Source organism: Bradyrhizobium betae (assembly GCF_008932115.1).
Classification (GTDB): domain Bacteria; phylum Pseudomonadota; class Alphaproteobacteria; order Rhizobiales; family Xanthobacteraceae; genus Bradyrhizobium; species Bradyrhizobium betae.
On sequence record NZ_CP044543.1, the window covers coordinates 6,585,944 to 6,601,180 of the forward strand.

Here is a 15,237-nt window from a genome sequence, read left to right on the forward strand (position 1 = left end):
ATGCGATTTGTTATGCGTATTTATTGGCGCCAATTTGTGCGCAATAATTTTGACAAGTCAAGCGGTCCAAACGAGGAAGCAGCCATGAAAGTACGGAAGGAGCAGAAGCGGTTGTTGGCGGCCGAAATCGGTGCTGCCATCCTCCAGGGCGACTATCGGCCCGGCGAATGGTTGCGCCAGATCGATCTGGAGGAGGCTTTCGCTGCGAAACGGTTCGATGTCCGGAGTGCGCTGACACAGCTCGCCGCGAGCGGGATGGTGAGCCATGTCGAAAATCGCGGATACCGGGTCGCGCAGCCAGACTTGACTGTCGTGCGCGAGATATTGGCGATCCGCATGTTGCTGGAGGTTGAAGCGGCCACGCAGGCGCTACCGAATATCGGTCCGGGCGAACTCGAGAAGATCAAGCAAACCCAGAAAATCTTTGAAGATGCCGTGGCGCGCGGCAGCAAGGCGGACCAGGCGAATACCAACGCGGCCTTTCACGACGAGATCTATCGCCATGCGGCGAACCAATCGCTCGCCAGGCTCATCGTCGAGATCCGCAACCGCGCCAGACCCGGACCGATCGCGCTGTGGCCGTCGAATGCCGAGCTGCAGAGGAGCGCCGCGCACCACGTCGAGATCGTCGACGCGATCGAGTCTCGCGATCTCGCCGCGCTCGTTGCAGCGGTGCGGCGACACATCGTCGAGTCCGGCGCCAACTATCCGGCGCGCTGAGACAGTCGTGCCTGAGAGAAACTAACCCCGCCCGCGATAGGGCGCGACGCCTTGCTCCGGCACCCACAGGCCCTTCGGCACCCGGCCGGTCTGCCAGAACACGTCGATCGGGATGCCGCCGCGCGGATACCAGTAGCCGCCGATGCGCAGCCATTTCGGCTTGATCTCGGACGCGATGCGCTTGCCGATCATCACGGTGCAATCCTCGTGGAAGGCGCCGTGGTTGCGGAAGCTCGCGATGTAGAGCTTCAGCGATTTCGACTCCAGCAGCCACGGGCCGGGCGCGTAGTCGATCATCAGATGCGCGAAATCCGGCTGGCCCGTCACCGGGCAGAGCGAGGTAAACTCGGGCACCGTGAAACGGACCAGATAATCGGTGCCGCCTTGCGGATTTGGCACGCGGTCGAGCTTCGCCTTCTCGGGCGTCTCCGGCCATTCCACGGCGCGGCCGAGCTGCAGAGCAGGGGAGTTGTTCGATTTGCTGGGTTTTTTCGACATCAGGCCGCCTCCGTGTCGCCCTCTTAGCCAATCATGCGAGGGCCGTCACCCGGCCTTTTCCGCTTCGATGCATTGCGGTAGAAGCACCGCCAACTGCCCCCTTTGTTCCCCGAAAAGAGGCCCTCATGACCGCCATCATCGACATCATCGGACGCGAAATCCTGGATAGCCGCGGCAATCCCACCGTCGAGGTCGATGTCGTGCTGGAAGATGGCGCGCTCGGCCGGGCCGCCGTGCCCTCCGGCGCCTCCACCGGCGCCCATGAAGCCGTGGAACTGCGCGACGGCGACAAGGCCCGCTATCTCGGCAAGGGTGTCACCAAGGCGGTCGGCGCCGTCAACGGCGAGATCTTCGAGGCCCTGAGCGGCCTCGATGCCGAGCAGCAGGCCCAGATCGACCAGATCATGATCGACCTCGACGGCACGGCGAACAAGAGCCGGCTCGGTGCCAACGCCATCCTCGGCGTCTCGCTCGCCGTCGCCAAGGCGGCCGCGAACTCGCTCGACATGCCGCTCTATCGTTACGTCGGCGGCACCTCGGCGCGGCTGCTGCCGGTGCCGATGATGAACATCATCAATGGCGGCGTGCATGCCGACAACCCGATCGACTTCCAGGAATTCATGATCCTCCCCGTCGGCGCATCGTCCTTCGCCGAGGGCCTGCGCTACGGCGCGGAGGTTTTCCACACCCTGAAGTCCGAGCTGAAAAAAGCCGGCCACAACACCAATGTCGGCGACGAGGGCGGCTTTGCCCCGAATCTGCCATCGGCCGACGCCGCGCTGGAGTTCGTCATGAACGCGATCGGCAAGGCCGGCTACAAGGCGGGCACCGACATCGTGATCGGCCTCGACTGTGCCTCGACCGAGTTCTTCAAGGACGGCAAGTACGTCTATGAAGGCGAGGGCAAGACCCGCTCGATCTCCGAGCAGGCCAAATATCTCGCCGACCTCGTCGGCCGCTACCCGATCGTCACCATCGAGGACGGCATGTCGGAAGACGACATGGACGGCTGGAAGGAGCTCACCGACCTCATCGGCAAGAAGTGCCAGCTGGTCGGCGACGATCTCTTCGTCACCAACGTCAAGCGCCTCGCCGAAGGCATCAAGGCGGGCCGCGCCAACTCCATCCTGATCAAGGTCAACCAGATCGGCACGCTGACCGAAACGCTCGCCGCCGTCGAGATGGCGCACAAGTCCGGCTACACCTCGGTGATGTCGCACCGTTCCGGCGAGACCGAGGATTCCACCATCGCCGACCTCGCGGTCGCCACCAATTGCGGTCAGATCAAGACCGGCTCCCTTGCGCGATCCGACCGCACCGCCAAATACAACCAGCTCCTGCGCATCGAGCAGCAGCTCGGCAAGCAGGCGCTCTACGGTGGCAAGGCGGCACTGAAGGCGCTGGCATAAGCCGGCGCCTGGCAAGGACAAGGGAGGATCGACATGAGCGATGGCACAACCGGCCTGCAACTGCGTTCGCTGATCAAGAAGAGCGGTGAGCTCGAGATCTCGCTGCTCGACGTGCCGACCCCCGAACCCGGCCCGGACGAGGTCGTCGTCCGCGTTGAGGCGGCCCCGATCAACCCGTCCGACCTCGGGCTCCTGATCGGCGCAGCCGACATGAGCACGGCGAAGGCATCCGGCACGAAGGAAGCCCCTGTCATCACCGCGAAGGTGCCTGAGGGCGCGATGCGTGCGATGGCCGGTCGGCTCGACGAATCCATGCCGGTCGGCAACGAAGGCGCGGGCGTGGTCATCAAGACCGGCTCGTCCGATGCCGCCAAGGCGCTGATGGGCAAGACCGTTGCGATGATCGGCGGCGCGATGTACGCGCAGTACCGCACCCTGAAAGTGCGCGAGTGCCTGCCGCTGCCCGAAGGCACCACGCCTGCCGAAGGCGCCTCCTGCTTCGTCAATCCGCTGACTGCGCTCGGCATGACCGAGACCATGCGGCGCGAGGGCCACAAGGCGCTGGTGCACACCGCCGCCGCCTCCAATCTCGGCCAGATGCTGAACAAGATCTGCATCAAGGACGGCATCCCGCTGGTCAACATCGTGCGCAGCAAGGAGCAGGCCGACATCCTGCACAAGATCGGCGCCAAATACGTCGTCGATTCCACCGCGCCGAGCTTCCTTGCCGATCTCACCAATGCGCTGGTCGAGACCGGCGCCACCATCGCCTTCGACGCCATCGGCGGCGGCAAGCTCGCCGGCGACATCCTCAACTGCATGGAAATCGCGATCAACAAGACCGCGAAGGAATACAGCCGCTACGGCTCCAACGTGCACAAGCAGGTCTATGTCTACGGCGGGCTCGATGTCCGCCCGATCGAGCTGCCGCGCGGCTTCGGCATGGCCTGGGGCGTCGGCGGCTGGCTGCTGTTTCCGTTCCTGATGAAGATCGGGCCGGCGGACGGCGCCAGGCTGCGCCAGCGCGTGGTTGACGAATTGAAGACCACCTTCGCCAGCCACTACACCAAGGTGGTGTCGCTTCAGGAAGCACTCGATCCCGCCAATATCGCGGTCTACGCCAAACGGGCCACCGGCGAAAAATTCCTCATCGCCCCAAATAAATAATCGTGATGTGCGACGGCACGTCACCCAAAGGAGGTCTTGCCTTCTGAGCGAAGCGGGAGATTATTCCGCCGCCATTCGCAAGCGGAGAAACCGCAGGCGCTCAGAAGGGGACATCTGCATGACCGATCTCAATCGCCGCCATTTGCTCGCAGGCGCCGCTGCCGTCGGTGCGGCCGCCATGGCCGGCCTCCGGCCGACCGCCTCCAGCGGCGCAGTGCCGCAAGCCGGGGCGCAGGCACCGGGCTTCTACCGCTACAAGGTCGGCGCTTACGAGTGCACCTCGATCAATGACGGCGCGCGCACCTTCCCGATGCCGGACAAGTTCGTCGCCAACGTGCCAAAGGACGAGGCGCTGGCCGCCGGCGAGGCGTCCTACATGCCCAAGGGCATGGTGACGGTGCCGTTCAATCCGCAGCTCATCAACACCGGCTCCAAGCTCGTGCTGATCGATGCCGGCAACGGCGTCGCCAATCTCGAGCCGAGCAAGGGCGCGGTCGGCCGCACCCTGCAGAACCTCGCCGCCGCCGGCGTCGACCCGAAGAGCATCGACGTCGTGCTGCTGTCGCATCTGCATCCCGACCACACCAACGGCATTCGTCTCGCCGACGGCGCGCTCGCGTTCCCGAACGCGGAGATCATGGTGCCGGGCAAGGATTGGGAGTTCTGGACCAGCGAGGACAACGCCGCCAAGGCCGAGTCCAACGGCATGATGAAGAACTACTTTGCCAACGTGAAGAAGACCTTTGCCGGCCTCGAGTCCAAGGTGACGAAGTTCGAGTGGGGCAAGGAAGTCGCGCCCGGCATCACCTCGATCGCGACGCCCGGCCATACCCCGGGTCACACGTCCTTCGCTGTCGCCTCGGGCGATGCCAAGGTGCTGATCCAGTCCGACGTCACCAACATTCCGGAATTCTTCCTGCGCAATCCGGACTGGCACGTGGCTTACGATGCCGATCCCGCACTGGCCCAGGAGACCCGCCACAAATTCTACGACATGGCGGCCGCCGAAAAGGCGACCGTCATCGGCTTCCATTTCACTTTCCCCTCTGTCGGCTATGTCGAAAAGGACGGCGCGAAGTACCGCCTGATCCCGAAGGCGTGGAATCCGACGATCTGAGCCGTTTTGCAGAATCGCACGAAACATCAGGCCGCCGCTCGGCGGCCTGATTGTTTTGGGAGACCATCTGCTTTCGTGAAACTCAGCGTTTCCAAACCGGGCCGGTTCATGCACTTGCATCCATCGGCCCGGACCGCTTAAGTGCCGGTCCGGCACTCCCGCTCAAGCCCTCAAGGACAATTCATGGCCTACAACATCGTCACGATCGCCGGCAGCCTGCGCAAGGACAGCTTCTCTCTGAAGATCGGCAATGCGCTCGCCAAGCTCGCGCCTGACACGCTCAAGCTCGAGGTCATCACGCCCGCGGGGATCTCGTTCTTCAACCAGGACCTCGAGGGTGCGCCGCCGGCCGACTGGCTCGCTTTCCGCGAAAAGCTCCAGAAGTCGGACGGCGTCCTGTTCATCACGCCTGAGTATAACCGCGCGATCCCGGGCGTGCTGAAGAACGCTATCGACGTCGCCTCGCGGCCGTATGGCAAGAGCTCGTTCAACGGCAAGCCGGTCGGCATCATCTCCAACTCGCCGGGCCCGCAGGGTGGCGTCAGCGCCGCCAAGTCGTTGCAGAACATCCTGCCCGGCATTGCCGGTCCGATCCTGCAGCAGCCGGAGACATACCTGAACGCCGTTGGCGACGCCTTCGATGCGGATGGCAATCTGGTGAAGGACTCCCTGAAGACCGTGCTCCAGGCCTATATCGACGCCTTCGCGGCGCACGTGGCCAAGCACCACGGCTGAGGCCCTTGATCGTCATGCGCGGGGCAGGCCCGGGCATGACGATCGACGCAGCGGGCAGGGGAAATTAGCGCGCTCTTAACCAACCTGTCCCATCTTGCCAGGATGGTCTCCCGCGCCCGCCTGAAATCGATCCTGACCGGCCTTGCCCTCTATGCGATGGCGGCCGCGATCGTCGGCTATTTCGGCGTCAACGCCTATACCGGCAAATACGGCCTCAACGCGCGCCAGGAGCTCGATCAGGAGATCATCGCGCTGACCAGCGAGCTGGCGCAGCTCAAGCGCGAGCGCGCCAGGAACGAGCAGCGCGTCTCGCTGCTGCGCACCGCGAAGATCGACCCCGACATGCTGGACGAGCGGGCGCGATTCCAGCTCGACTATGTCAATCCGCGCGATCTTGTTCGGATGATCCCGGCCAAGTGATGCGCCGACGCAGGCTGCTGCCTGCGCGTGCACGGCGACCCGTCACTGATTCCATCGATCCGTCACGACCGAGACATGCGCAAGGCGCGTTGCCGTCGTGCTGTTGACGCCGGCATGTCCGCGATCCGGCATTCCACACACCTTGGCGTGAGCACGCGGAGCTAATGTTGCCCGATCAGAGCCAAACATTGTGCAATATTTCGACCACGTTGCAGTGCGGCATAACGAAACTTGCGCCGCGTCGCCGCGGTGCTTTCGCGCGCGTTTGAACTGGGTTAGAGAGGTCGAAAGTTTTCTCTGACCCGGAATTCCCATGGCCGCACCCAAGAAAGCCGCCGCAAGCACTCCACAAGACAAGACCAACGGCGGTTCGCCTCCGGAATTCACCAGGGAGCAGGAGCTCAAGGCGCTCCGCGACATGCTCCTGATCCGGCGGTTCGAGGAAAAGGCCGGCCAGCTCTACGGCATGGGCGCGATCGGCGGCTTCTGCCATCTGTATATCGGCCAGGAGGCCGTGGTGGTCGGCATGCAGATGGCCCTGAAGCAGGGCGATCAGGTCATCACCGGCTATCGCGATCACGGCCATATGCTTGCCACCGGCATGGAGGCCAACGGCGTCATGGCCGAGCTCACGGGCCGCCGCGGCGGCTATTCCAAGGGCAAGGGCGGCTCCATGCACATGTTCAGCAAGGAGAAGCACTTCTACGGCGGCCACGGCATCGTCGGCGCCCAGGTCTCGCTCGGCACTGGTCTCGCCTTCGCCAACAATTATCGCGGCAACGACAATGTCAGCGTCACCTATTTCGGCGATGGCGCGGCCAACCAGGGCCAGGTCTATGAGAGCTTCAACATGGCGGAGCTCTGGAAGCTGCCGGTGATCTACGTGATCGAGAACAACCGCTACGCCATGGGCACCGCGGTCTCGCGCGCCTCGGCGCAGCAGGATTTCTCCAAGCGCGGTGCGTCCTTCAACATCCCCGGCCTGCAGGTCGACGGCATGGACGTGCGCGCCGTGAAGGCCGCCGGCGACGAAGCCGCGGCCTGGTGCCGCGGTGGCAACGGGCCGATGATCCTGGAAATGCAGACCTACCGCTATCGCGGCCACTCGATGTCCGACCCTGCAAAATACCGCACGCGCGAGGAGGTCGAGAAGGTCCGCCACGACCAGGATCCGATCGAGCAGGTGCGCAATCGCCTGCTGGCGGCCAAGGTCAGCGAGGCCGATCTCAAGGCGATCGACGCCGAGGTGCGCGACATCGTCAACGCGTCTGCCGACTTTGCCCAGCATGATCCCGAGCCGGATGCCGCCGAGCTCTGGACCGACATTTACCGCTGAACGCGCGCAAGCTTTCTCTTGGAGACGATATGCCAATTCAAGTGCTGATGCCCGCGTTGTCGCCCACGATGGAAAAGGGCAACCTTTCCAAATGGCTGAAAAAAGAAGGCGAGACGATCAAGTCGGGCGATGTGATCGCCGAGATCGAGACCGACAAGGCGACCATGGAGGTCGAGGCGACCGATGAGGGCACGCTCGGCAAGATCCTGATCCCCGAAGGCACCGCCGACGTCGCCGTGAACACGCCGATCGCGACCATTCTCGCCGATGGCGAGAGCGCCGCCGATCTCGCCAAGGCGCCTGCGCCGGCGAAGCCGGCAGCTGAAGCAGCTCCGCCCGCCGCTGCAAGGGCCGAAGCGCCTGCGCCCAAGGCCGCTGCGGCACCGCAGGCCGTTGCTGAACCCGATCCGGAAGTGCCCGCCGGCACCGAGATGGTGACGCAGACCATCCGCGAAGCGCTGCGCGACGCCATGGCCGAAGAGATGCGCCGCGACGCGGATGTCTTCGTGATGGGCGAGGAAGTCGCCGAATATCAGGGCGCCTACAAGGTCACGCAGGGCCTGCTGCAGGAATTCGGACCCAAGCGCGTGATCGACACGCCGATCACCGAGCACGGCTTTGCCGGCGTCGGCGTCGGCGCCGCCATGACGGGCCTGAAGCCGATCGTCGAGTTCATGACCTTCAACTTCGCCATGCAGGCGATCGACCAGATCATCAACTCCGCGGCCAAGACGCTCTACATGTCCGGCGGCCAGATGGGCTGCTCGATCGTGTTCCGCGGGCCCAACGGCGCCGCCGCCCGCGTCGCCGCCCAGCACAGCCAGGACTACTCGGCCTGGTACTCGAGCGTTCCGGGCCTCAAGGTCGTCGCACCGTTCTCGGCTGCCGATTACAAGGGCCTGCTCAAGGCTGCGATCCGCGATCCCAATCCGGTGATCTTCCTCGAGAACGAGGTGCTCTACGGTCACACCGGCGAGGTGCCCAAGCTCGACGATTTCGTGATTCCGATCGGCAAGGCGCGCATCGCGCGCAGCGGCAGCCACGTCACGATCATCTCCTGGTCGAACGGCATGACCTACGCGCTGAAGGCGGCCGACGAGCTCGCCAAGGACGGCATAGAGGCCGAGGTGATCGACCTGCGCACGCTGCGACCGATGGACACCGAAACCATCATCGCCTCGGTCAAGAAGACCGGGCGCGCCGTCACGGTGGAAGAGGGCTGGGCCCAGAGCGGTGTCGGCGCCGAGATCGCCGCGCGCATCATGGAGAACGCCTTCGACTATCTGGACGCGCCTGTCACGCGCGTCTCGGGCAAGGACGTGCCGATGCCCTATGCCGCGAACCTGGAGAAGCTCGCGCTGCCCTCCGTGGCCGAAGTGGTCGAAGCCGCCAAAGCCGTCTGCTACAGGTAGATCATGGCGGGCCCGAAGGAGCAGCCATTGCCGCCCGACGTCCTCGCCCGCGATGACGCGGTCGAGATCCTGCGCGTCTTCGTGCTGGACGGCGGGCTGTCGATGGCGTTCCAGCGCGCCTTCGAGGAACCCGACATGTGGGGCCTGCTGCTGGTCGATCTCGCCCGCCACGCCGCGCGCGCCTATGCGCGTGAGAGCGAGTATACCGAGGAAGACGCCATGAACCGGATCCTGGAGATGTTCCAGGCCGAGATCGAGCGTCCCACGGACACCGGCACGACGACACCGCGCGGGAAGGGACACTGACCGTGGCGATCGAAGCCCACCATTTCGATTTCATGCTGGAGGCGATCCGCGAGGCGGAGGCCTCGATCGCGCAAGGCGGCCTGCCGATCGGCGCCGTGCTGACGCGCGACGACAAGATCATCGCCCGCGGCCACAACAACCGCGTGCAGGAGAACAACGTGATCCTGCATGGCGAGATGAGCTGCCTGCGCGAGGCCGGCGCGATCTCGTTTCACGACACAATCATGTACACCACGCTGTCGCCATGCTCGATGTGTGCCGGCGCGCTCGCTCTGTTCAAGGTCAAGCTGGTGGTGATCGGGGAATCCGTCACCTTCGAGGGATCCAAGGACATTCTCGACAAGTTCGGCATCCCCTGGATCGATCTTGCCGACGACCGCTCCATCACCATGATGAAGAACTGGCGTTCCATCCCGGCCAATGAGCGCCTGTGGCAAGGCGACATCGGCAACTAAATCTTACGTCCTGTTCGTCCTCGCTTCCGGGGGCGAATTTTTGAAAAGTTTGTCTTGAGGTCAGCATGCCCATCAACATCCTGATGCCCGCTCTCTCGCCGACGATGGAGAAGGGCAACCTCGCCAAGTGGCTGAAGAAGGAAGGCGACAAGGTCAAATCCGGCGACGTCATCGCCGAGATCGAGACCGACAAGGCGACCATGGAGGTCGAGGCCATCGACGAGGGCACGATCGCCAAAATCCTCGTACCCGAGGGCACGCAGGACGTCCCGGTCAACGACGTGATCGCGGTGCTCGCCGGCGAGGGCGAGGACGTGAAGGCCGCAGGTAGCGCGAAACCCAGCGCGTCGGCTGCACCGCCGAAAGCCACCGAGAAAGCTGCAGAGGCTCCCGCTGCCGCGCCGGCTCCGGCCGCTGCGCCTGCCGCCCCCAAGGCTGCACCGCCGCCCGCTGCTGCGGCACCGCAGGCCGCTGCTCCCGCCGCGCAGAGCAACGGCCATGGCGGCCGCGTGTTCTCGTCGCCGCTCGCCCGCCGTCTCGCCAAGGACGCCGGCATCGACGTGTCGATGGTGTCAGGCACGGGCCCGCACGGCCGCGTGGTCGCCCGCGACGTCGAGCAGGCCAAGTCCGGCAAGGGCCTCAAGGCGCCCGCGGCGGCACCGTCCGGCGGTGCGCCCTCGATCGCGCCGACCATGTCGGACAAGCAGATCCTGTCGCTGTTCGAGCCAGGTTCCTACGAGATCATCCCCCACGACGGCATGCGCCGGACCATTGCGCAGCGCCTGACCGCGTCGATCCAGAACGTCCCGCACTTCTACCTCACCATCGACTGCGACATCGGCAAGCTGCTCGCCGCGCGCGAGGAGATCAACGCCGCTGCACCGAAGGACAAGGAGAAGAAGCCGCTCTACAAGATCTCGGTCAACGACTTCGTCATCAAGGCGATGGCGGTGGCGCTGCAGAAGATCCCGAACTGCAACGTCAGCTGGACCGAAAGCGGCATGGTCAAGCATCACCATTCCGACGTCGGTGTTGCCGTGGCGATGCCCGGCGGCCTGATCACGCCGATCATCCGCAAGGCCGAGACCAAGACGCTCTCGACCATCTCCAACGAGATGAAGGATTTTGCCGCGCGCGCGCGTTCCCGCAAATTGAAGCCTGAGGAATACCAGGGCGGCACCACCGCCGTCTCGAACCTCGGCATGTACGGCATCAGCCATTTCACCGCCGTGATCAACCCGCCGCATGCAACCATCCTGGCGGTCGGTACCAGCGAGGAGCGTCCCGTCGTGCGCGGCGGCAAGATCGAGATCGCGCACATGATGAGCGTGACCCTGTCCTGCGATCACCGCGCCATCGACGGCGCGCTCGGCGCCGAGCTGATCGGCGCCTTCAAGCAGCTGATCGAAAATCCCGTCATGATGATGGTGTGAGCCGGGAACGGTGAATTCGTAGGGTGGGCAAAGGCGCGAAGCGCGCCGTGCCCACCTTATTTCATAGCGTTGGAAGGCGGTGGGCACGCTTCGCTTTGCCCACCCTGCGAAGTTCAGTTGAATGGGAGCCGCAATGGCCGACACATCCTTCGACGTCATCATCATCGGCTCCGGCCCCGGCGGCTACGTCGCCGCGATCCGCGCCGCGCAGCTCGGTCTCAAGACCGCGATCGTCGAGAAATCCTATCTCGGCGGCATTTGCCTGAACTGGGGCTGCATCCCGACCAAGGCGCTGCTGCGCTCCGCCGAGATCTACCACTACATGCAGCACGCCAAGGATTACGGCCTGTCGGCGGACAACATCTCGTTCGATCCGAAGGCGGTGGTGCAGCGCTCGCGCGGCGTCTCCAAGCGGCTGAACGACGGCGTCGGCTTCCTGATGAAGAAGAACAAGGTCAGCGTGATCTGGGGCGCCGCCTCGATCGACGCGCCCGGCAAGGTCACCGTGAAGAAATCCGACGCCGAGGCGCCGAAGGGCGTGCTCGGCGAGGGGAGCTACCAGGCCAAGCATATCATCGTCGCGACCGGCGCGCGGCCGCGCGTGCTGCCGGGGCTCGAGCCCGACAAGAAGCTGATCTGGACCTATTTCGAGGCGATGGTGCCGGAGAAGATGCCGAAGTCGCTGCTGGTGGTCGGCTCCGGCGCGATCGGCATCGAGTTCGCCTCGTTCTTCCGCACGATGGGCTCCGACGTGACCGTGGTCGAGGTGCTGCCGCAGATACTCCCGGTCGAGGACGCCGAGATCGCGGGCCTCGCGCGCAAGCGGCTGGAGAAGCAGGGCATCAAGATCATGTCCTCGACCAAGGTGACCAAGCTCGAGAAGAAGGCCGACAGCGTCGTCGCCACCATCGACGACGGCAAGGGCAAGCCCGTCACCACCGAGTTCGAGCGCGTGATCTCGGCGGTCGGCGTGGTCGGCAACATCGAGAATCTCGGCCTCGAAAAACTGGGTGTGAAGACTGACCGCGGCTGCATCGTGATCGATGGCTACGGCAAGACCAACATTCCCGGCATCTACGCCATCGGCGACGTCGCGGGACCGCCCATGCTGGCTCACAAGGCCGAGCATGAGGGCGTGATCTGCGTCGAGGCCATCAAGGGCCTGCATCCGCATGCCATGGACAAGCTCCTGATCCCCGGCTGCACCTATTGCAATCCGCAGGTCGCCTCGGTCGGTCTGACCGAAGCCAAGGCCAAGGAGGGGGGCCGCGAGATCCGCGTCGGCCGCTTCCCCTTCGTCGGTAACGGCAAGGCGATCGCGCTCGGCGAGGACCAAGGCCTGGTCAAGGTGATCTTCGACAAGAAGACCGGTCAGCTGCTCGGGGCGCACATGGTCGGTGCCGAAGTCACCGAGCTGATCCAGGGTTACGTCGTCGCCATGAATCTGGAGACGACGGAAGAAGAGCTGATGCACACGATATTCCCGCATCCGACCCTGTCGGAGATGATGAAGGAAGCCGTGCTGGACGCCTATGGGCGGGTGCTGAATATTTGATGCCAAAGCCGTCATCCCTTCGCAAACGGCAAAGCCGTTTGTCGCTGGAGTTGCGAGCCTTGCGGCGCAATTGCGCCGCTGGGCGAGCCTCGAAGGATGCACGGCCGAGATGTAGCAGTCGGGCTCGTCGCCCTTCGAGGCCTCCGCTTCGCTTCGGCACCTCAGGGTGACGAGTTCAACAGCAACCAAGTAGAACAAAAATCGGGAAACACCCCATGCACGACAACGACAATCTCACCATCGAACGCCCGACCTTCGTCACCCATCTTGAATGCGCGATGGAGGGCGATCATTACGCCGCTGATCAGGTCCACAATCTCTCCAAGGCCGGCAAGCCGCTCTTGGTGCGCTACGACCTCGCCGGCGTGAAGACCGCGCTGACCAAGGACGCGCTGGCACAGCGTCCCGCCGACATGTGGCGCTACCGCGAACTGCTGCCGGTGCGCAAATGCCAGGACATCGTCTCGCTCGGTGAAGTCACCACGCCGCTGATCCGGCTGCCCAAGCTCGGCAAGAAGCTCGGCGGCGGTGAGATCATCGTCAAGGACGAGGGACGGCTGCCGACCGGCTCGTTCAAGGCACGCGGCCTCGTGATGGCGGTGTCGATGGGCAAGGCGCTCGGCATCAAGCATATGGCGATGCCGACCAACGGCAATGCCGGCGCGGCGCTCGCGGCCTACGCGACCTCGTGCGGCATCAAGACCACGATCTTCTGCCCGGCGGATACGCCTGAGGTGAATGTCAGCGAGATCGAGCTGCAGGGCGCGACCGTCTACCGCGTCAACGGCTATATCGACGATTGCGGCAAGATCGTCGGCGAGGGCAAGGCCAAGGTCGGCTGGTTCGACACATCGACGCTGAAGGAGCCGTATCGCATCGAAGGCAAGAAGACGATGGGCCTGGAGCTCGCCGAGCAGCTCGGCTGGGACGTGCCCGACGTGATCTTCTATCCGACCGGCGGCGGCACCGGCCTGATCGGCATGTGGAAGGCTTTCGACGAGCTGGAGAAGATCGGCTTCATCGGCAGCAAGCGTCCGCGCATGGTTGCGGTGCAGGCCTCCGGTTGCGCGCCGATGGTGCGCGCCTATGAGGCCGGCACCGAGCATGCGACGCGCTGGGAAGACGCTCACACCATCGCGTCGGGCATCCGCGTGCCGCAGGCGATCGGCGACTTTCTGATTTTGCGCGCGGTGCGGCAGAGCAAGGGCTTTGCGATAGCGGTCGACGACGACAAGATCTCGGCCGCGCTGAACGAGGTGGCGCGCGAGGAGGGGCTGCTGCTGTGCCCCGAGGGCGCCGCGACCTACGCCGCCTACAAGGACAGCCTCGCCGACGGCCGCGTCAGCAAGACCGATCGCGTGATGCTGTTCAACTGTGCCATCGGCCTGAAATATCCGCTGCCGCCGGTCACCCGTACCCTCGATCGCCACAAGCCGATCGACTACGCGCAGTTCTGACTTGCTTCCCCCTCGCCCCGTTCTTACGGGGGCGCGACGAGCTTCGCTCGCGCTGGGAGGGTGGGGTGAGGGGCCTCTCTCCACGAATGAGATATTCGTGAGACCTGTACCCCTCACCCGAATTGCTTCGCAATTCGACCTCTCCCCGCAAGCGGGGCGAGGTAAAGAAAAACAAAAATGACATCGCTGGGAGAAAACAATGAAGAAGGCCGCCTGGGCTGCGCTGATCGGCATTGTCGTGTTCACCGGCGCCGCGCGCGCCGACGACTATCCCTCACATCCCATCACCGTCATCGTGCCGTTCGCGGCCGGTGGTCCGTCCGATGCGATGGCGCGCGTGCTGGCCGAGCGGATGCGGACGTCGCTCGGCCAGCCGCTGGTGATCGAAAACGTTACCGGCGCGGGCGGCTCCATCGGCGTCGGCCGCGCCGTGCAGTCGGCGCCGGACGGCTACACTGTCTCGTTCGGCCATCTCGGCACCCACGTTGCCAACGGCGCCGTCTACAAGCTCAAATACGATCTCGTCGCCGATCTCGAACCGGTGGTGCTGCTGCCCAGCAACCCCATGATCGTCGTCAGCAAGACCGCAGTGCCCGCGACCTCGCTGAAAGAGTTGATCGAATGGCTGAAGTCGCGGCCGTCGCCGCCGACCGCGGGCACGGCCGGCGCAGGCTCCGGCAGCCACATCGCCGGCGTCTATTTCGAGAGCGTGTCCGGCATCAAGCTGCAATACGTGCCGTACCGTGGCACTGCGCCCGCGCTGAACGATCTCATCGCAGGCCAGATCGACGTCATCGTCGACCAGACCTCGAACTCCATCACCCAGGTCCGCGCCGGCACCATCCGCGCCTACGCCATCACCGACGACAAGCGCCTCGCCTCGGCGCCCGAGATTCCGACCGCGGGGGAGGCGGGGCTCAAGGGCTTCAACATGACGCTGTGGTCTGGCCTGTGGGTGCCGAAGGGCACGCCGAAGGAGATCGTCACCAGGCTCAACGCCGCAGCCGTGGAGGCGCTGAACGATCCCGCCGTGAGGAAGCAGCTCGAAAGCCAGGGCCTCGAGATGACGCCGCAGGATCAACTCACGCCCGAAGCGCTCGGTGCGCGCCAGAAGGCCGAGATCGCCAAATGGTGGCCGATCATCAAGGCGGCGAACATCAAGGTGGAGTGAGCGGGGACGTCGCTGCGTAGGGTGGATTAGCGAAGCGTAATCCACC

At 64.5% G+C, this 15,237-nt stretch carries 15 protein-coding genes; 14 read left to right on the plus strand and 1 reads right to left on the minus strand.

The genetic code is table 11. The features are described 5' to 3' along the window. The first annotated feature begins 12 nt into the window (after window positions 1–12). The gene (locus F8237_RS31705; RefSeq protein ID WP_162006298.1) at window positions 13–720 is read left to right on the plus strand and encodes a GntR family transcriptional regulator; all 708 of its coding nucleotides are present in this window, start codon (window positions 13–15) and stop codon (window positions 718–720) included. A gap of 21 nt (window positions 721–741) precedes the next feature. Here the strand turns inward: F8237_RS31705 and queF are convergent, their stop codons facing one another. Continuing rightward, window positions 742–1,218 (minus strand): preQ(1) synthase, encoded by a 477-nt coding sequence (queF, locus tag F8237_RS31710; RefSeq protein WP_151650018.1) that lies wholly within the window; start codon window positions 1,216–1,218, stop codon window positions 742–744. A 125-nt stretch (window positions 1,219–1,343) separates the two neighbouring features. Between queF and eno the strand changes: the two genes are divergently transcribed. The 13 genes from eno (at window position 1,344) to F8237_RS31775 (ending at window position 15,191) form a co-directional block, all read left to right on the plus strand. After that, window positions 1,344–2,627 (plus strand): phosphopyruvate hydratase, encoded by a 1,284-nt coding sequence (eno, locus tag F8237_RS31715; RefSeq protein ID WP_151650019.1) that lies wholly within the window; start codon window positions 1,344–1,346, stop codon window positions 2,625–2,627. A 33-nt stretch (window positions 2,628–2,660) separates the two neighbouring features. Further along, a complete protein-coding gene (locus tag F8237_RS31720) occupies window positions 2,661–3,794 on the plus strand; it encodes a zinc-binding dehydrogenase (RefSeq protein WP_151650020.1) in 1,134 nt (377 codons plus the stop codon). 118 nt (window positions 3,795–3,912) lie between these two features. Continuing rightward, entirely contained in the window at window positions 3,913–4,911 is a 999-nt protein-coding gene (locus F8237_RS31725; protein WP_151650021.1) for an MBL fold metallo-hydrolase, read from the plus strand. Window positions 4,912–5,094: 183 nt separating this feature from the next. Further along, complete coding sequence (locus F8237_RS31730; RefSeq protein WP_151650022.1) at window positions 5,095–5,646, plus strand: NADPH-dependent FMN reductase; 552 nt, start codon at window positions 5,095–5,097, stop codon at window positions 5,644–5,646. Between the two features lie 102 nt (window positions 5,647–5,748). Then, window positions 5,749–6,066: an FtsB family cell division protein gene (locus F8237_RS31735; RefSeq protein WP_151650023.1), complete on the plus strand. Its 318-nt coding sequence runs from the start codon at window positions 5,749–5,751 to the stop codon at window positions 6,064–6,066. 313 nt (window positions 6,067–6,379) lie between these two features. Beyond that, window positions 6,380–7,402, plus strand: a complete 1,023-nt coding sequence (pdhA, locus tag F8237_RS31740) for a pyruvate dehydrogenase (acetyl-transferring) E1 component subunit alpha (protein ID WP_151650024.1) — start codon at window positions 6,380–6,382, stop codon at window positions 7,400–7,402. Between the two features lie 29 nt (window positions 7,403–7,431). Further along, a complete protein-coding gene (locus tag F8237_RS31745; protein WP_151650025.1) occupies window positions 7,432–8,814 on the plus strand; it encodes a pyruvate dehydrogenase complex E1 component subunit beta in 1,383 nt (460 codons plus the stop codon). Window positions 8,815–8,817: 3 nt separating this feature from the next. Continuing rightward, window positions 8,818–9,120, plus strand: a complete 303-nt coding sequence (locus F8237_RS31750; protein WP_015685879.1) for a DUF5076 domain-containing protein — start codon at window positions 8,818–8,820, stop codon at window positions 9,118–9,120. 2 nt (window positions 9,121–9,122) lie between these two features. Next, window positions 9,123–9,575: a nucleoside deaminase gene (locus F8237_RS31755; RefSeq protein WP_151650026.1), complete on the plus strand. Its 453-nt coding sequence runs from the start codon at window positions 9,123–9,125 to the stop codon at window positions 9,573–9,575. Between the two features lie 65 nt (window positions 9,576–9,640). Continuing rightward, window positions 9,641–11,008, plus strand: coding sequence for a pyruvate dehydrogenase complex dihydrolipoamide acetyltransferase (locus F8237_RS31760; protein WP_151650027.1), 1,368 nt, complete (start codon window positions 9,641–9,643; stop codon window positions 11,006–11,008). A 133-nt stretch (window positions 11,009–11,141) separates the two neighbouring features. Continuing rightward, window positions 11,142–12,563, plus strand: a complete 1,422-nt coding sequence (lpdA, locus tag F8237_RS31765; protein ID WP_151650028.1) for a dihydrolipoyl dehydrogenase — start codon at window positions 11,142–11,144, stop codon at window positions 12,561–12,563. Between the two features lie 215 nt (window positions 12,564–12,778). Next, window positions 12,779–14,020: a threonine synthase gene (locus F8237_RS31770; RefSeq protein WP_151650029.1), complete on the plus strand. Its 1,242-nt coding sequence runs from the start codon at window positions 12,779–12,781 to the stop codon at window positions 14,018–14,020. A 199-nt stretch (window positions 14,021–14,219) separates the two neighbouring features. Beyond that, window positions 14,220–15,191: a tripartite tricarboxylate transporter substrate binding protein BugD gene (locus F8237_RS31775; RefSeq protein WP_151650030.1), complete on the plus strand. Its 972-nt coding sequence runs from the start codon at window positions 14,220–14,222 to the stop codon at window positions 15,189–15,191. The last annotated feature ends 46 nt before the right edge of the window (window positions 15,192–15,237 follow it).